15 protein-coding genes are annotated in these 16,277 nt (G+C 60.8%); 12 read left to right on the forward strand and 3 right to left on the reverse strand.

The genetic code is table 11. The features are described from left to right. Positions 1 to 50: 50 nt before the first annotated feature. The 7 genes from ppsA (at position 51) to dnaB (ending at position 7,724) form a co-directional block, all read left to right on the forward strand. The gene (gene ppsA / locus IC609_RS09895; RefSeq protein ID WP_191819333.1) at positions 51 to 2,453 is read left to right on the forward strand and encodes a phosphoenolpyruvate synthase; all 2,403 of its coding nucleotides are present in this window, start codon (positions 51 to 53) and stop codon (positions 2,451 to 2,453) included. Positions 2,454 to 2,469: 16 nt separating this feature from the next. After that, on the forward strand, positions 2,470 to 4,593 hold the full coding sequence (locus IC609_RS09900; RefSeq protein WP_408611021.1) for a VC_2705 family sodium/solute symporter: 2,124 nt from the start codon (positions 2,470 to 2,472) through the stop codon (positions 4,591 to 4,593). 95 nt (positions 4,594 to 4,688) lie between these two features. After that, the gene (gene rpsF / locus IC609_RS09905) at positions 4,689 to 5,054 is read left to right on the forward strand and encodes a 30S ribosomal protein S6 (RefSeq protein WP_191819335.1); all 366 of its coding nucleotides are present in this window, start codon (positions 4,689 to 4,691) and stop codon (positions 5,052 to 5,054) included. A gap of 16 nt (positions 5,055 to 5,070) precedes the next feature. Then, complete coding sequence (gene priB / locus IC609_RS09910) at positions 5,071 to 5,358, forward strand: primosomal replication protein N (RefSeq protein ID WP_191819336.1); 288 nt, start codon at positions 5,071 to 5,073, stop codon at positions 5,356 to 5,358. Positions 5,359 to 5,373: 15 nt separating this feature from the next. Beyond that, positions 5,374 to 5,655: a 30S ribosomal protein S18 gene (gene rpsR, locus IC609_RS09915; RefSeq protein ID WP_055360980.1), complete on the forward strand. Its 282-nt coding sequence runs from the start codon at positions 5,374 to 5,376 to the stop codon at positions 5,653 to 5,655. 11 nt (positions 5,656 to 5,666) lie between these two features. Continuing rightward, positions 5,667 to 6,119 carry a 50S ribosomal protein L9 gene (gene rplI, locus IC609_RS09920; protein WP_191819337.1) on the forward strand — a complete coding sequence of 151 codons (453 nt, stop codon included), beginning with the start codon at positions 5,667 to 5,669 and terminating at the stop codon, positions 6,117 to 6,119. Between the two features lie 177 nt (positions 6,120 to 6,296). Next, a complete protein-coding gene (gene dnaB, locus IC609_RS09925; protein ID WP_191819338.1) occupies positions 6,297 to 7,724 on the forward strand; it encodes a replicative DNA helicase in 1,428 nt (475 codons plus the stop codon). A 6-nt stretch (positions 7,725 to 7,730) separates the two neighbouring features. Here the strand turns inward: dnaB and IC609_RS09930 are convergent, their stop codons facing one another. The 3 genes from IC609_RS09930 to IC609_RS09940 form a co-directional block, all read right to left on the reverse strand. Continuing rightward, positions 7,731 to 9,377 (reverse strand): PhoH family protein, encoded by a 1,647-nt coding sequence (locus tag IC609_RS09930; protein WP_191819339.1) that lies wholly within the window; start codon positions 9,375 to 9,377, stop codon positions 7,731 to 7,733. Between the two features lie 159 nt (positions 9,378 to 9,536). After that, positions 9,537 to 10,013, reverse strand: coding sequence for a peroxiredoxin (locus tag IC609_RS09935; RefSeq protein ID WP_191819340.1), 477 nt, complete (start codon positions 10,011 to 10,013; stop codon positions 9,537 to 9,539). Positions 10,014 to 10,160: 147 nt separating this feature from the next. Further along, a complete protein-coding gene (locus tag IC609_RS09940) occupies positions 10,161 to 10,559 on the reverse strand; it encodes an Mth938-like domain-containing protein (protein ID WP_191819341.1) in 399 nt (132 codons plus the stop codon). 133 nt (positions 10,560 to 10,692) lie between these two features. Between IC609_RS09940 and IC609_RS09945 the strand changes: the two genes are divergently transcribed. The 5 genes from IC609_RS09945 to IC609_RS09965 are packed head-to-tail and all read left to right on the forward strand — an operon-like array spanning position 10,693 to position 16,275. Continuing rightward, a complete protein-coding gene (locus tag IC609_RS09945; RefSeq protein ID WP_191819342.1) occupies positions 10,693 to 11,934 on the forward strand; it encodes a pyridoxal phosphate-dependent aminotransferase in 1,242 nt (413 codons plus the stop codon). A gap of 55 nt (positions 11,935 to 11,989) precedes the next feature. Continuing rightward, the gene (locus tag IC609_RS09950; RefSeq protein ID WP_191819343.1) at positions 11,990 to 13,312 is read left to right on the forward strand and encodes a homoserine dehydrogenase; all 1,323 of its coding nucleotides are present in this window, start codon (positions 11,990 to 11,992) and stop codon (positions 13,310 to 13,312) included. After that, positions 13,312 to 14,757 (forward strand): threonine synthase, encoded by a 1,446-nt coding sequence (thrC, locus tag IC609_RS09955; protein ID WP_191819344.1) that lies wholly within the window; start codon positions 13,312 to 13,314, stop codon positions 14,755 to 14,757. The genes IC609_RS09950 and thrC overlap by 1 nt, the downstream gene beginning before the upstream one ends. 31 nt (positions 14,758 to 14,788) lie before the next feature. Next, entirely contained in the window at positions 14,789 to 16,027 is a 1,239-nt protein-coding gene (locus IC609_RS09960; protein WP_225224157.1) for a molybdopterin molybdotransferase MoeA, read from the forward strand. Then, positions 16,024 to 16,275, forward strand: a complete 252-nt coding sequence (locus tag IC609_RS09965; protein ID WP_191819346.1) for a MoaD/ThiS family protein — start codon at positions 16,024 to 16,026, stop codon at positions 16,273 to 16,275. The genes IC609_RS09960 and IC609_RS09965 overlap by 4 nt, the downstream gene beginning before the upstream one ends. Positions 16,276 to 16,277 lie beyond the last annotated feature (2 nt).

A 16,277-nucleotide genomic window follows, 5' to 3' on the forward strand; every position in this document is an offset into this window, starting at 1 on the left:
AAAGGGATTGCGCCTGGCCTGGAACCTGGTTTTTAACTTTGGAGCTTCCCATGTCTCACCTGTTTGAGGCGACCGCCCTGGTCGTGCCCTTTGAAAAACTGCGAATGACCGATGTCGAGTCGGTTGGCGGCAAAAATGCCAGCTTGGGGGAGATGATTTCCCAGCTGCCCTCGGGGGTCAAAGTGCCCACCGGTTTTGCCACCACTGCCCACGCCTTCCGAGAATTTCTCAAGCACGATGGGCTGACCGATCGCATCAATGCCAAACTTGATGCGCTGGACACCGAAGATGTGCGGGCTCTTGCGGCCGTGGGCGCTGAAATCCGTGCCATGGTCGAAGCCCAACCCTTTCCAGCCGATCTTGAAAAAGCCATCCGTGAAGCCTTTGTGCAACTGCAAGCAGGGCAGGCGGATGCTTCCTTTGCCGTGCGTTCTTCGGCCACGGCCGAAGACTTGCCTGACGCTTCTTTTGCGGGGCAGCAGGAAACCTTCCTGAACGTCGTGGGCATCGACGATGTGCTGCACAAAATGAAGGAGGTGTTCGCCTCCCTCTACAACGACCGCGCCATCAGCTACCGCGTGCACAAGGGTTTTGCCCACGCCGATGTGGCTTTGTCGGCCGGGGTGCAGCGCATGGTGCGCTCGGACCTGGGCGCCGCAGGCGTGATGTTCACCATCGATACCGAATCCGGCTTTGAAGACGTGGTGTTCATCACCTCCAGCTATGGCCTGGGCGAGACGGTGGTGCAGGGGGCGGTGAACCCGGACGAGTTCTATGTGCACAAACCCATGCTGGCGGCGGGCAAGCGTGCCGTGATCCGCCGCAACCTGGGCTCCAAGCTGATCCAGATGGTGTTCGCCTCGCCTGAAGAAAAAGCCGCAGAAGGTCCGCTGAAAGGCAAGCTGGTCAAGACCGTGGACGTGCCCACTGAACTGCGCAACCGCTACAGCCTGACCGACGCCGATGTCGAGCAACTCGCGCGTTACGCTGTGATCATCGAGAAACACTATGGCCGCCCGATGGACATCGAGTGGGGCAAGGACGGCCGCGATGGTCAGCTGTACATCCTGCAGGCCCGTCCCGAAACGGTGAAGAGCCAAGCCAAAGACAAAGCCGAGTTGCGCTACAAGCTCAAGGGCAAAGGCCATGTGCTGGCCGAAGGTCGTGCCATTGGCCAGAAGATCGGGACGGGTCCGGTGCGTCTGGTGCACAACATCTCCGAGATGGACACGGTGCAGCCCGGTGACGTGCTGGTGACCGACATGACCGACCCGAACTGGGAGCCGGTCATGAAGCGGGCCAGTGCCATTGTGACCAACCGCGGTGGGCGCACCTGCCACGCGGCCATCATTGCGCGTGAGCTGGGCATTCCGGCGGTGGTGGGCTGTGGCCACGCCACCGAACAGCTCAAGGACGGCACGCTGGTGACGGTGAGCTGCGCCGAGGGCGACACCGGCCGCATCTACGACGGCCTGCTTGAGACCGAAGTGACCGAGGTGCAGCGCGGCACCATGCCCGAGATCGCCACCAAGATCATGATGAACGTGGGCAACCCTCAGCTGGCGTTTGACTTTGCCCAGCTGCCCAATGCGGGCGTGGGTCTGGCCCGCCTGGAATTCATCATCAACAACAACATCGGTGTGCACCCCAAGGCCATCCTGGACTACCCGGCCATCGATGCCGACCTCAAGAAGGCAGTGGAGTCCGTGGCCCGTGGCCATGCATCACCCCGTGCCTTCTATGTCGACAAAGTGGCCGAAGGCGTGGCCTCGATCGCGGCGGCCTTCTGGCCCAAGCCCGTGATCGTGCGCTTGTCGGACTTCAAGAGCAACGAGTACCGCAAGCTCATTGGCGGCAGCCGCTACGAGCCGGAAGAAGAGAACCCGATGCTGGGCTTTCGTGGTGCGGCGCGCTACATCAGCGAGGACTTTGGCGAGGCATTTGCGATGGAGTGCGAAGCCCTCAAGCGGGTGCGCGGCGACATGGGCTTGACCAATGTCCAGGTGATGGTGCCTTTTGTGCGCACGCTGGAGCAGGCGCGCCGCGTCACCGAGCTGTTGGCTGCCAAGGGCCTGCGCCGTGGCGAGGATGACCTCAAGCTCATCATGATGTGCGAGGTGCCCAGCAACGCGATCCTGGCCGATCGTTTCCTCGAATATTTCGATGGCTTCTCGATCGGCTCGAACGACCTGACCCAGTTGACGCTGGGCCTGGACCGCGATTCGGGCATGGAGCTGCTGGCGGTGGATTTCGATGAGCGTGACCCGGCCGTGCAGACCCTGATTGCCCAGGCCATCAAAGCGTGCCTGGCGCAAGGCAAGTACGTGGGCATTTGCGGCCAGGGCCCCAGCGATCACCCGGACTTTGCGCACTGGTTGATGGATCAGGGCATCAGCTCGATCTCACTCAACCCGGACACCGTGGTGGAAACCTGGACGGCTTTGGGCCGCTGAAGCCTGAAGGCAGGACATGGGCATGGGTCAGCGATCCGACTCGGGCATACCCCGCTCGTACCGCTGGCGTTTGCACCGCAATGTCCTGCTGTTCATCGCCTTGTTCCTCTGCCTGTTGGGTGCCATGGCCTGGGCGGAGCATTCGGGCCTGTCACGCAATCTGATTGGCCCGATCTTTCTCTTCTCCACGGTGATGATTTACGCCCTGATCGGCATTTCAGGACGCACCACCGATCCCGACGAGTACTTTGTGGCCGGTCGCCGGGTGCCTGCCATGTACAACGGCATGGCCACCGCCGCCGACTGGATGAGTGCGGCTTCCTTCATCAGCCTGGCGGGCGCCCTTTACCTGCAGGGTTTTTCTGGCACCGGTAACCAGCCGGGCGGTCTGGCCTACGTCATGGGCTGGACGGGTGGGTTCTGTCTGGTGGCCTTGCTGATTGCACCTTCGCTGCGGGCCATGCAGCTCTACACCCTGCCGGACTTTTTTCATGTGCGTTACGGCGGGCGCTGGCCCCGTTTGCTGGCCGCCTGGGCGGCCATTTTGTGCTCTTTCACTTATGTGGTGGCACAGATTTACGGCATTGGCCTCATTGCATCCCGCCTGACAGGCGTGCAGTTCGAAATCGGCATCCTGCTGGGTTTGGGCGGGGTTTTGCTGTGCTCATTTTTGGGCGGTATGCGCGCCATCACCTGGACCCAGGTGGCCCAATACATCGTGCTGCTCTTCGCGTTTTTGATCCCGGTGTCATGGCTGGCCTACAAACAATTGGGCACCCCTTTTGCCCCCTTGGCCTACGGTTCGCAACTGGCCCGCATCGAGGCGCTGGAAACCCGGCTCATGAACGATCCGGCCGAGCTGGAGGTGCGCCAGGCGCACCTTGAACGTGCCGAGATGTATCGGACACGGCTGCTGGACGTCGAACAGTCCTTGTTGGACCTGCGCGCGCAGCTGGAGCAGCGCGTTCGCACGCTGAAGGCGCAGGGCGCTGACTTTGCGTCGATTGCTCAGGCGCGCCGTGAGCTGCTGGCGATGCCCCCCAATGCCGCTGTGGCTCGCGAGCAATGGCAGCGTGCCCAGGCGGACAACCTGGAGCGGTCCAAACCGCTGGGAGGCATGGTTCCTCATGCCCGCGAGTTCCGTGGCGACCCGGCGGGGGCGGCCGCTGACCGCCAGTTGTTTGAAACGTCCCAGCTGAACTTTCTGGCGCTGGTGTTTTGCCTCATGGTCGGCACCGCGGGCTTGCCCCACTTGCTGACCCGTTACTACACCACCCCTTCGGTGGCCGAGGCGCGCACTTCGGTGGCCTGGTCCTTGTTTTTCATTGCGCTGCTGTACCTGAGTGCGCCTGCACTGGCGGTGCTGGTCAAGTTTGAGCTCATGAACAGCTTGGTGGGCAGCAGTTTTGAGCAACTGCCCAGCTGGATCGCGCAGTGGGCCCGTATCGATCCGGCCCTGGTGGAGGTGGCCGACATCAATGGCGACCGGATTTTGCAGTGGGGTGAACTCAAGCTGGGGGCTGACATCATCATGCTGGCCACGCCCGAGCTGGGGGGCATGCCGTTTGTGGTGTCGGGTTTGGTGGCTGCGGGCGGATTGGCGGCGGCCCTGTCGACCGCTGACGGTTTGCTCTTGACCATCAGCAATGCGCTGGTGCATGACATGGGGTCCAGTCGTCAATACACGCCCAGGTCGGCAGAAGGGCGGGTCATTCTGTCCAAATTCGCCCTTTTGGCGGTCGCGATGCTGGCCGCATTTGTGGCGGCCCTCAAGCCAGCCCAGATCCTGTCGCTGGTTTCGGCCTCTTTTTCCTTGGCGGCTGCAGCCTTTTTCCCGGCCATGGTGTTGGGGCTGCGTTCAGCCCGCATCGGGCGTTCGGCGGCGGTGGCCGGCATGTTGGCGGGGTGGGGGTTGACGACTTACTACATGGTGGTCAATGGGGCCGCTTTCCGTCAATTTTGGGGTTTGGCTCCGGATTCTGGCCTCTGGTTCGGTATCCAGCCCCTGTCTTCGGGGGTGTTTGGTGTGCCTGCCGGCTTTGTCACGATCTGGCTGTGGTCGTGGCTGTGGCCTGAAAAACCATCGCCCGTGCTCGGGTCATCAGCAGACCGATCCTCGTCCCACTATCCAGGCCTCTGAATCCCGGGCTATAATCTCAGGCTTCGCCTTGCTGCACCCCTTTTTAGACGCTGGGGGCAGCTTCCAATCTTTTGGTTCATCCACAAGGAGTTTCAATGCGTCATTACGAAATCATTTTGCTGATCCACCCGGATCAAAGCGAACAAGTTCCAGCCATGCTGGAGCGCTACAAGGGCATGATCACCACCGGTGGTGGCAAGATCCACCGCGTGGAAGACTGGGGCCGCCGTCAACTGGCGTACCAGATCAACAAGCTGGCCAAAGCCCATTACCTGTGCGTCAACATCGAAGCCGACCAGGCCGTGATGGCTGAACTCGAGCACGCCTTCAAGTTCAACGACGCCGTTCTGCGTCATTTGACCGTGCAAAAGAAAAAGGCCGACACCGCTCCTTCCTCGATGATGAAAACCGTCGAGCGCGAAGAAGCCCGTAAAGCCCAACAAGCCGAATTCGCTTCTTGATGCTTTTTGACGGAGAGTGAACCGCACCACATTGACCGCCTGTATCGCCGAGCTTGCCGCTTTGCGTTACACACCTGCAGGCTTACCCGCTCTTGATTTGATGCTTGAGCATGCTTCCGAGCAATCGGAAGTCGGGCAAAACCGCAAGGTGCAGTTGAAGATTCGCGCATTGGCTCTGGGTTCCCAGGCCGAGCGACTGATCCAACAACCGGTGGGCAGTGTCTGGCAGTTCCAGGGCTTTTTGGCCACACCCCGTCAAGGAAAAAGTGTCGTGTTGCACATTCAAGAGTTTCAGCAAGATTAATTTCAGGAGGCCCACATGGCCACGTTCAAAAAATTCAACAAAGACAAGCGCCCAAAGCGCAACACCCAGTCGCTGCTGTTCAAGCGCAAGCGTTTTTGCCGTTTCACCGTGACCGGTGTCGAAGAAATCGACTACAAAGATGTGGACACCCTGCGTGACTTCATCGCCGAGAACGGCAAGATCATCCCCGCACGCCTGACCGGCACACGCGCCATTTACCAGCGTCAGCTCAACACCGCCATCAAGCGTGCCCGCTTCCTGGCCATGTTGCCTTACAGCGACCAACACAAAGTCTAAGGAGTCCAACCATGCAAATCATTCTGCTCGAAAAGGTTGTGAACCTGGGTAACCTGGGCGAGATCGTCAAGGTCAAGGACGGTTACGCACGTAACTTCCTGATCCCGACTGGTCTGGCACGTCGCGCCACCGAAGCCAACAAGGCCGAATTCGAAGCTCGCCGCGCTGAGCTCGAAAAAGCTGCAGCAGCCAAGCTGGCTGAAGCCCAAGCCCAAGGCGAGAAGCTGGCTGGCTTGACCATCAAGCTGACCCAAAAGGCTGGCGTTGACGGCCGCTTGTTCGGTTCCGTGACCAACCATGACATCGCCGAAGAGCTGAACAAGCAAGGCTATGCCGTGATCAAGTCGCAAATCCGCATGCCCAACGGTCCCATCAAGACCGTGAGCGATTCTGCTGTGTCGGTGGCTTTGCACACGGACGTGGTGGTGGATGTGAACGTGTCTGTTTACGGCGAAACTGCCTGATCGATCACCACTTCGATCCAGGCCGCCAGTTCTTCGGAGCTGGCGGCTTTTTCTTTGGTGACGCGCTTTGTGCTGACTTATCCCTCGTCATCCACCCTTTACACAGAGCTTATCCACAGGCTTGTCCCGTGACGTGTCGTTCCCTGCCGATTAACATCGGGTTTTGATCGTTTTTTCATGCCAGCCGACTTTTCTCCTCCCTACGATCTGCCGATCGAATTCTCTTCAGACAGCCAGGTCGCCCAACTGAGGGTGCCGCCGCACTCCATCGAGGCCGAGTCCAGTGTGCTGGGTGGTTTGCTGCTGGACAACGGGGCCTGGGACCGCGTGGGCGATTTGCTGGCTGACAAGGATTTCTACCGCCACGAGCACCAGCTCATCTATGCGGCCATCGGGGCATTGATCAACGCGTCCAAGCCGGCCGATGTGATCACGGTGTTCGAACACGTTCAAAACCAGGGCCATGGCGAGGACACGGGGGGGCTGGCCTACCTGAACTCGCTGGCCCAGTACGTCCCGAGTGCGAGCAACATCCGCCGCTACGCCGAGATCGTGCGCGAGCGCTCCATCTTGCGCAAATTGGTGTCGGCCAGCGACGAGATCGCCACCCAGGCTTTCAACCCCAAGGGCAAGCAGATCGACCGCATCCTGGACGAGGCCGAGCAGAAGATTTTCAACATCGGCGAAGAAGGCTCGCGCATGAAGCAGGGTTTCCAGTCGATGGACTCGCTGGTGGTCGAGCTGCTGGACCGCGTGCAGGAGATGGCCGACAACCCCAACGACATCACCGGGGTGCCTACTGGCTTCATTGACCTTGACCGCATGACTTCGGGCCTGCAGCCAGGCGACATGGTGGTGCTGGCCGCGCGTCCTTCGATGGGCAAAACCGCATTTGCCATCAACATTGCCGAACACGTGGCCCTCAACGAGGGCCTGCCCGTGGCGGTGTTCTCGATGGAAATGGGGGCTTCGCAGCTGGCGGTTCGCGTGGTGGGTTCCATCGGACGCATCGACCAGGGCCATTTGCGCACGGGCAAGCTCAGCGACGAAGAGTGGCCACGCTTGACCGAAGCCATCGAGCGCTTGCGCACGGTGTCATTGCACATCGACGAAACACCGGGTCTGACCCCCAGCGAGCTGCGCGCCAACGCCCGGCGTCTGGCGCGCCAGTGTGGCAAGTTGGGTTTGATCGTGGTCGACTACCTGCAGCTCATGAGCGGTTCGTCGGGCTCGGGGGGTGACAACCGAGCCACCGAGCTGGGTGAAATCTCGCGGGGGTTGAAGATGCTGGCCAAGGAGCTGCAGTGCCCCGTGATTGCCCTGTCCCAGCTCAACCGCAGCGTCGAGCAGCGCACCGACAAGCGGCCCATGATGAGTGACCTGCGCGAATCCGGCGCCATTGAGCAGGATGCGGACATCATCATGTTCATCTACCGCGACGACTACTACAACAAGGACTCCAAAGACCCTGGTGTGGCCGAAATCATCATTGGCAAGCAGCGTAACGGCCCGACGGGCACGGTGCGTCTGGCGTTCCTGAAACCGCTGACGCGGTTCGAGAGTCTCGCCCCCGGTTATGGCGGCGGCGGAGGCGACGACTACTGAGCAGCCTCAGAGCACGTCACTGGCAAAGTCGGCCAGGCGCGAGCGCTCGCCGCGTGCCAGCGTGATGTGCCCCCCGTGTGCCCAGCCCTTGAAACGGTCCACGGCGTATGTCAATCCCGAAGACCCTTCGGTCAAGTAGGGGGTGTCGATCTGAGCCAGGTTGCCCATGCAGATGATCTTGGTGCCCGGGCCGGCACGCGTGATCAGGGTCTTCATCTGCTTGGGTGTCAGGTTTTGCGCCTCATCGATGATGACGTACTTGTTCATGAAGGTGCGCCCGCGCATGAAGTTCATGCTCTTGATCTTGATGCGGCTCTTGATGAGTTCGTTGGTGGCAGCGCGCCCCCATTCGCCTGCATTGCCACCATCGCCCTTGGCCAGGAACTCCAGGTTGTCGTCCAGGGCGCCCATCCAGGGGCCCATTTTTTCCTCTTCGGTGCCGGGCAAGAAGCCGATGTCTTCGCCCACGCTCACCGTGGCACGGGTCATGATGATTTCAGTGTAGCGGCGGTCGTCCAGCACCTGCGTCAGGCCGGCGGCCAGGGCCATCAGGGTCTTGCCCGTGCCCGCCGTGCCAGCCAGGGTCACGAAGTCGATGTCCGGGTCGGTCAACAGGTTCATGGCGAAGTTCTGCTCACGGTTGCGGGTGACCACGCCCCAGACGGCGTTTTTCTGGTGATTGAAGTCCTTGAGGGTGCGCAGCACCGCCGTCTTGCCACGGATTTCGGTCACACGGGCATAGAGGCTGGGCTCGCCCGGAGCCTCGAAATACACAAACTGGTTGATGAGCAGCGTGGGCACGATCGGGCCGCTGATGCGGTAGAAAGTGTGTGGGCCTTGCTGCCAGCTCTCGACGGTCTTGCCGTGCTTGATCCAGAAATCGGAGGGCAGGGCCAGTGCACCCGAAAAGAGCAGGTCACCGTCTTCCAGCGTTTTGTCGTTTTGGTAGTCCTCGGCCTGCAGGCCCAGGGCACGTGCCTTGACGCGCATGTTGATGTCCTTGGACACCAGCACCACCTCGCGTGGCTTGTGCATTTGCTCCAGGGCGCGCACCACGCCCAGGATCTGGTTGTCGGCTTTGCCCGGGGGCAGTGCCAAGGGCAAGCTCAGGTCCAGTGCTTGGGTCTGAAAGAACAGTTTGCCCTGTGCATCGCTGTAACCTGTGGTGTTCAGTGGCAAGCCTTGGGTCATGTCAAAGCCCTGCGCCGCGGCCAGTGCGTCCAGCGAGCGGCTGGTCTGGCGTGCGTTACGGGCCACTTCGGTCATGCCTTTCTTGTGACCGTCGAGTTCTTCGAGCACGATCATGGGCAGGAAGACATCGTGTTCCTCAAAGCGGAACAAACTCATCGGATCGTGCATCAGCACGTTGGTGTCGAGCACAAAAAGCTTGGTCGGGCCATTGTGACGTTTCTTGCCGGCGGCCTTTTTGGGCGAGGCGGGTACGGCGAGTGCAATTGTTTCGGCCGTTGGCTTGCTGGCTGTGGCCACGTTTGCATCTTCTTGGCGTGCGCGGCTCTTGCCCATGACTTTGCGCGTCGGATTGGTGGCCGATGTGTTGTTGCTAGTCGCTTCGTCCGGCAGCGCAGCGGCTTGCTCAAAAGCTTTTGGGGCCAATCGGCTGGCGCGCTGGGTGGGGGCAGGTGGCAATGGCATCGGAATGGGCCTCTTGGGGAAAGTTAAATCGCAGTTGGAAAAAGAAAAAGCCGCCTGGAGGCCAAGGCGGCTTTGGGGATTGCTGGTGGGCAGAAAATCAACTGCATGAAATCATTATGCACGACCCACAAGTCGGCTCCATGACTTTGTCGCCCTGGCTCAGCCTGCTTTTTTGAGGGCTTTGACTGCTTTAAGCACTTCTTCTACGTGACCTGGTACCTTCAGGCCGCGCCATTCGGCCTTGAGGGTGCCGTCGGCGCCGATCAGGAAGGTGCTGCGCTCAATGCCCTTGACCTTCTTGCCGTACATGATCTTGTTTTTGACAACACCGAACATGTGGCACATTTTTTCTTCGGTGTCTGCTACCAGTTCAAAAGGCAGTTCCAGCTTGGCCTTGAAGTCATCGTGCGACTTCATGTTGTCGCGCGAAACGCCGAACACTGCAGCGCCTGCTTTCACAAAGTCCTTGTACTTGTCGCGAAACTGCATGGCTTCGGTGGTGCAGCCAGGGGTGTTGTCTTTGGGGTAGAAATACAGAATGACCGTTTGACCCAGGTGTGAAGTATTGGAGACTTTCAAACCACCTGTAGCGTTCGCTTCAAATTCTGGAATGGGTTTGTTGAGAACGATCGCCATGGAAACTAGATCTCGCTTGACAGGTTATGTACGCTTAAAAACAAAAACGGCGACTTGGCCGTTTTCAGGGTAAGGCACTGGAAAGACTCATATTTTAGCGCGAAACACAGGAGGCCGATTGTCTGATTCGGCCGCTAATTTGTCGCCTCAGCGCACACTGTTTGTACTATCGGATTCAATCAACAAGGCGGCAACCACTTTGCGGCCTTCGCTGGCCAGGATGTTGTAGGTGCGGCAGGCGGCTGCCGTGTCCATGGCTTCCAGCCCCACGCGGTGTTCGGCAAAAGGCGCCAGCCAGGAGGAGGGCACAAAGCGAAGGCGTTGTCCCGTGCCCAGAATCACCAACTCCGCTCCGCAGGTGGCCAAAGGGGCCAGGTGCTGCGCCTGCAGGGCCTCAAATCCTGGCGGAGCCCAGGCGGTGGTGGGCATGTCTGCCAGGCTGCTGACCAGCACAGAGTGGACATGCCTGTCATGGTCGATGTCGATCCAACCGGGGCCGTAGGCACGCACCATCGGGGCATTGGACTTGTCAGGTTGAAGTTTCATGGTGCAGAGCAGAAGAGAAGCGAATCAAGAAGCGCAGACTTTTGTCTTCCCGGACGCTGGATGCGCCTGAAATCGGCTTGATCTGTGGTCAAATTATAGGTTTTCGCTGATCCAAACTGTGTCCGGAGGGACTTTGAAACCCATTCAGAAATCTGCCAAGCTCGCCAACGTTTGCTATGACATCCGGGGCCCCATCATGGACCGAGCGCGCCAGATGGAAGAGGACGGCCACAAGATCATCAAACTGAACATCGGCAATCTGGCGGTTTTTGGTTTTGATGCGCCTGAGGAAATCCAGCAGGACATGATCCGTAACCTGCCCAATTCGGCCGGGTACTCGGACAGCAAAGGTATTTTTGCGGCCCGTAAGGCGGTGATGCACGAAACCCAGAAGCAGGGCATCAAGGGCGTCACGCTCGATGACATTTACCTGGGCAATGGTGCCAGTGAGCTGATTGTCATGGCCACCAATGCATTGCTGGACAACGGTGACGAATTGCTGCTGCCCGCACCCGACTACCCTTTGTGGACTGCTGCGGCCAGCCTGTCCGGCGGCACACCAGTGCACTACATGTGCCAGGAGTCGAACGGCTGGATGCCGGACCTGCAAGACATCCGCTCTCGCATCACGCCACGGACCAAAGGCATCGTGGTCATCAACCCCAACAACCCGACGGGCGCGCTGTACTCGCGTGAGTTGCTGGAGGGCATTGTGGCCATCGCCCGCGAGCACGGTCTGGTCATCTTTGCCGACGAGGTCTATGACAAGGTCTTGTACGAAGATGTTCAGCACACCCCCATTGGCAGCTTGTCAGAGGACGTGTTGACGCTGACATTCAACTCTCTGTCCAAGAGTTACCGCTCCTGCGGTTACCGCGCAGGCTGGATGGTGGTCTCGGGCGACAAGAAGCCGGCCAAGGACTACATCGAGGGCTTGAACATGCTCTCGAACATGCGCCTGTGTGCCAACGTGCCTGGCCAGTGGGCCATCCAGACGGCTTTGGGCGGTCACCAGAGCATCCATGAGCTGGTGGGTGAGGGCGGTCGCCTGCGCAAGCAACGCGATCTGGCCTATGAGCTGATCACCGCCATTCCAGGTGTGAGTTGTGTCAAGCCCCAGGCTGCTTTGTACATGTTCCCCCGTCTGGACCCCAAGATTTACCCCATTGAGGACGATCAGCTGTTTTTCCTGCAAATGCTCGAGGAAACCAAGGTCATGCTGGTCCAGGGCACGGGCTTCAATTGGCCCCAGCCCGACCACTTTCGCATCGTGTTCCTGCCGCACCTGGACGATTTGCGCGAAGCGATCACACGGGTGGCGCGCTTCCTCGAAGGTGCACGCAAACGCTTTGGCACGGACCATCTGACCGCCTGAATTTGAAGTATGGGCCCGGTGCGCCGGGTCTGATGAATCACCAAGAATGAAAACCATGAAACCCATCCAAGTAGGCCTTTTGGGCATCGGCACCGTCGGCAGCGGCACTTTCCATGTGCTCCAGCGCAACCAGGAAGAAATCCAGCGACGCGCTGGCCGCGGCATTGAAATCACGATGGTCGCCGACCTCGATGTTGCGCGCGCCAAGGCGGTGGTGGGCGAGGGTGTCCAAGTGGTGAGCGACGCCCGCGAGGTGATTGCCAACCCCGAGATCGACATCGTGATCGAGCTGATCGGTGGTTATGGCATCGCCAAAGCGCTGGTGCTCGAAGCCATTGCCGCTGGCAAGCATGTGGTCACCGCCAACAAGGCGCTGCTCGCCGTGCATGGCACCGAAATTTTTGCAGCGGCGCACGCCAAGGGCGTGATGGTCGCCTTTGAAGCCGCTGTGGCTGGTGGCATTCCGATCATCAAGGCGCTGCGCGAAGGCCTCACAGCCAACAGCATCCAGTGGGTGGCGGGCATCATCAACGGTACAACCAACTTCATCTTGTCCGAAATGCGCGACAAGGGCTTGGACTTCGCCGTCGTGCTCAAGGAAGCCCAGCGCCTGGGTTACGCTGAAGCGGACCCGACTTTTGACATCGAAGGCGTGGATGCGGCGCACAAGGCGACGCTCATGAGCGCCATCGCGTTCGGCATCCCTGTCCAGTTTGACAAGGCCCATGTCGAAGGCATCACCCAGTTGGGCGCAGCCGACATCAAGTACGCCGAACAATTGGGTTACCGCATCAAGCTGCTGGGCATCACCAAGCGCACAGCCCAGGGTGTGGAGCTGCGCGTGCACCCCAGCCTGGTGCCAAGCCAGCGTCTGATCGCTAATGTCGAAGGGGCGATGAACGCCGTGATGGTGCAGGGCGATGCCGTGGGCACCACCTTGTATTACGGCAAGGGCGCAGGCTCCGAGCCGACCGCCAGCGCGGTGATCGCCGATCTGGTGGACATCACCCGACTGCACACCGCCGATCCGCTCAACCGTGTGCCGCACCTGGCCTTCCAGCCCGATGCCATGAGCAACCTGTCGGTGCTGCCGATGAGTGAGGTGGTGACCAGCTATTACCTGCGTTTGCGCGTGGCCGATCAGGCAGGTGTGTTGGCCCAGTTGACCGGCTTGCTGGCCGGTGCGGGCATCAGCATCGATGCCATCCTGCAGCGCGAAGCCGACCAGGTCAGCCAGGCCGGTGAGAACCAGACCGACGTCATCATCCTGACCCACGACACCAAAGAGGGCACCATGAACGGCGTGCTGGTCCAGATGCAGGCGCTGCCCACCGTGCTCGCGCCGATTGTCCGTATCCGCAAAGAAGAGTTGGCCTGATGCTTTACCTGTCGACCCGTGGTCACGCCGACCGCAAGCGCTTTTGTGAAATCCTGCTCGAAGGCCTGGCCCCAGACGGTGGCCTGTACCTGCCCGAGCAGTACCCGCAACTTGACGCGGCAGCGCTCACGCGCTTGCGCCAGGTGTGGTCCAGCCAGGGTTATGCGTCGCTGGCCTTCGAGATCCTGTCGCTCTACATCGACGACATTCCCGCAGCCGATCTGAAAGCCCTGTGCGACAAGACCTACACCCGCGCCGTGTTCGGCACGGACGAGATCGTGCCGCTCAAACCTTTGCAGGCAGCGGGCGCGAGCGCGCCCGAGCTGTACCTGGAAGCCTTGTCCAATGGCCCCACGCTGGCCTTCAAGGACATGGCCATGCAGTTGCTGGGCAACCTGTTCGAATATGAACTGGCCCGTCGCGGTGAAGAGCTGAACATCCTGGGAGCCACCTCGGGCGATACCGGCAGCGCGGCCGAATACGCCATGCGTGGCAAAAAAGGCGTGCGTGTGTTCATGACCAGCCCGAACGGCCGTATGAGCCCCTTCCAGCAGGCTCAGATGTTCAGTCTGCTCGACGCCAACATCCACAACATCGCCATTGACGGTGTGTTCGACGACTGCCAGGACATCGTCAAGGCCGTGTCCAACGACCTGGACTTCAAGCGCCGATACAAGATCGGCACCGTCAACTCCATCAACTGGGCTCGCCTGCTCGCCCAGGTGGTGTACTACTTTGCGGGTTACTTTCAGGCCACGCAGACCAATGAGCAGAAGGTCAGCTTCACGGTGCCCAGTGGCAACTTCGGCAACGTCTGCGCAGGCCATGTGGCCCGCATGATGGGTTTGCCCATTGACCGCTTGGTGGTGGCCACCAATGAAAACGATGTGCTCGACGAGTTCTTCCGCACGGGTGTGTACCGCGTGCGCGGCACGGCCGACACGCACGAGACCTCCAGCCCGTCGATGGACATCTCCAAGGCCAGCAACTTTGAGCGTTTTGTCTTTGACCTCATCGGTCGGGATGGCGCGCGCACCAAGCAATTGTTTGGCGAAGGCCTGGCCCGCACGGGTCACTTTGACCTGAGTGGCGATGCCTGCTTTGCGCAAGCTGCCACCCGCTACGGTTTTGCCAGCGGCAAGAGCACCCATGCCAACCGCCTGGACACCATCCGTCAGGTCTTTGCCCAGTACGGCGCAATGATCGACACCCACACCGCCGATGGCGTCAAAGTGGCGCGTGAACACCTGAAGGTCGGTGTGCCCATGCTCGTGCTCGAAACCGCGTTGCCCATCAAGTTCGCTGCGACCCTGGTCGAAGCCTTGGGCCGTGAGCCCAACCGCCCCGCGCAGTTTGAAGGCATTGAAGCGCTGCCCAAACGTGTGCAGGTGATGCCCGCCGATGTGTCGGTGGTTAAGGCTTACATCGTCACCCACTGCGATTGAGGTTGCCGTGAACGCTCCCCGCGCCCCGCTGATGCCCTTGGATGACGCGCTGGCGCGTTTGCTGGCGCACATCAACCCATTGACCGGTACGGAGTCGGTGGCCACCTTCGATGCCGACGGTCGCGTGCTGGCACGCGACATCGTCTCGGACCTGCAAGTGCCGGCTTTTGACAATTCCGCCATGGACGGTTACGCCGTGCGCAGTGCCGATGTTGCGGCTCCTGGTTCGGTGCTGCGGGTCACCCAACGCATTGCCGCGGGTCACACTGGGCAAGCCCTGCAAGCGGGTGAAGCTGCCCGCATTTTCACGGGGGCCCCTGTGCCCCCTGGCGCCGATGCCGTTGTCATGCAGGAAGAGGCCGAAGTGCTGGCTGCGCCAGCCGATGGCGTGCCGCAGGTCCGGCTGTCCAGCGCTGTTCGGGCCGGACAATGGGTGCGGCGCAGCGGTGAAGATGTGACGCGTGGCACCACGGTGCTCGCGGCCGGGCTGCGCTTGGGACCGGCCGAGCTGGGCTTGGCCGCCAGTCTGGGTCTGTCGCATCTGCCTGTGGCCCCGCGCCCGCGCGTGGCGCTTTTCTCGACCGGCGACGAACTCGTCATGCCCGGCGATGTACCGCCCGAGGCCTTGCCGCCTGGCGCGATCTACAACTCCAACCGCTTCTTTTTGAAAGCCTTGCTGCACCGCATGGGTTGCGAGGTCAGCGATCTGGGCATCGTGCCCGACCAGCGCGATGCCACGGTGGCGGCGCTCAAAACCGCGGCCGATCACCATGACCTGATCCTCACCAGCGGTGGGGTGTCGGTGGGGGAAGAAGACCATGTCAAACCCGCTGTGCAGGCGCTGGGCCAGCTGGACCTGTGGCAAATTTCGATGAAGCCCGGCAAGCCCTTGGCCTACGGCCATGTGCGCCGCAGCACCCAACCTGGCCTGGCCCACTTTGTGGGCTTGCCTGGCAACCCGGTGTCGAGCTACATCACCTTCTTGCTGATGGTGCGGCCCTTGCTGCTCCAGCTGCAGGGTGCGAGCCGCCTGATGGTGCCATCGCTGCAGCTGCCTGCGCATTTCGACTGGCCCAAGGGCGACAAGCGCCGCGAGTTTTTGCGTGTGCGCCGCAACGACCAAGGCGGTCTCGACCTCTTTCCGAACCAAAGCTCGGGCGTGCTGACCTCGGTTGCGTGGGGCGATGGCGTGGTGGACAACCCGGCGGGTCAGACCATCGCGCATGGCGATGTGGTGCGCTTTTTGCCTTTTGCGGAGTGGTTGTCATGAACCTTCAGGTGCGTTACTTTGCGTCGATCCGCGAAGCGCTGGGCCTGTCCAGCGAAATGGTCGAAAGCCACGCGAGAGATGTGGCGGGCCTGTTGAATGAGCTGCGCGCTCGCGGCGGTGCTTATGCCGAGGTGCTGGCCGAGGGTCGCCCTGTGCGTGTGGCGGTCAACCAGGTGATGGCCACGCCGTCCACGCCCGTAGCGGCAGGGGCCGAGGTTGGTTTTTTCCCACCCGTGACCGGAGGCTGAAG

The organism is Limnohabitans radicicola (assembly GCF_014837235.1).
In the GTDB taxonomy this organism is placed as follows: domain Bacteria; phylum Pseudomonadota; class Gammaproteobacteria; order Burkholderiales; family Burkholderiaceae_C; genus Limnohabitans_A; species Limnohabitans_A radicicola.

Bases quoted from the DNA above. Each gene is read 5' to 3' on its own strand.
- ppsA (WP_191819333.1), top strand. From the start codon at position 51: ATGTCTCACCTGTTTGAGGCGACCGCCCTGGTCGTGCCCTTTGAAAAA.
- IC609_RS09900 (WP_408611021.1), top strand. From the start codon at position 2,470: ATGGGCATGGGTCAGCGATCCGACTCGGGCATACCCCGCTCGTACCGC.
- rpsF (WP_191819335.1), top strand. From the start codon at position 4,689: ATGCGTCATTACGAAATCATTTTGCTGATCCACCCGGATCAAAGCGAA.
- rpsR (WP_055360980.1), top strand. From the start codon at position 5,374: ATGGCCACGTTCAAAAAATTCAACAAAGACAAGCGCCCAAAGCGCAAC.
- rplI (WP_191819337.1), top strand. From the start codon at position 5,667: ATGCAAATCATTCTGCTCGAAAAGGTTGTGAACCTGGGTAACCTGGGC.
- dnaB (WP_191819338.1), top strand. From the start codon at position 6,297: ATGCCAGCCGACTTTTCTCCTCCCTACGATCTGCCGATCGAATTCTCT.
- IC609_RS09930 (WP_191819339.1), bottom strand. From the start codon at position 9,377: ATGCCATTGCCACCTGCCCCCACCCAGCGCGCCAGCCGATTGGCCCCA.
- IC609_RS09935 (WP_191819340.1), bottom strand. From the start codon at position 10,013: ATGGCGATCGTTCTCAACAAACCCATTCCAGAATTTGAAGCGAACGCT.
- IC609_RS09940 (WP_191819341.1), bottom strand. From the start codon at position 10,559: ATGAAACTTCAACCTGACAAGTCCAATGCCCCGATGGTGCGTGCCTAC.
- IC609_RS09950 (WP_191819343.1), top strand. From the start codon at position 11,990: ATGAAACCCATCCAAGTAGGCCTTTTGGGCATCGGCACCGTCGGCAGC.
- thrC (WP_191819344.1), top strand. From the start codon at position 13,312: ATGCTTTACCTGTCGACCCGTGGTCACGCCGACCGCAAGCGCTTTTGT.
- IC609_RS09960 (WP_225224157.1), top strand. From the start codon at position 14,789: ATGCCCTTGGATGACGCGCTGGCGCGTTTGCTGGCGCACATCAACCCA.
- IC609_RS09965 (WP_191819346.1), top strand. From the start codon at position 16,024: ATGAACCTTCAGGTGCGTTACTTTGCGTCGATCCGCGAAGCGCTGGGC.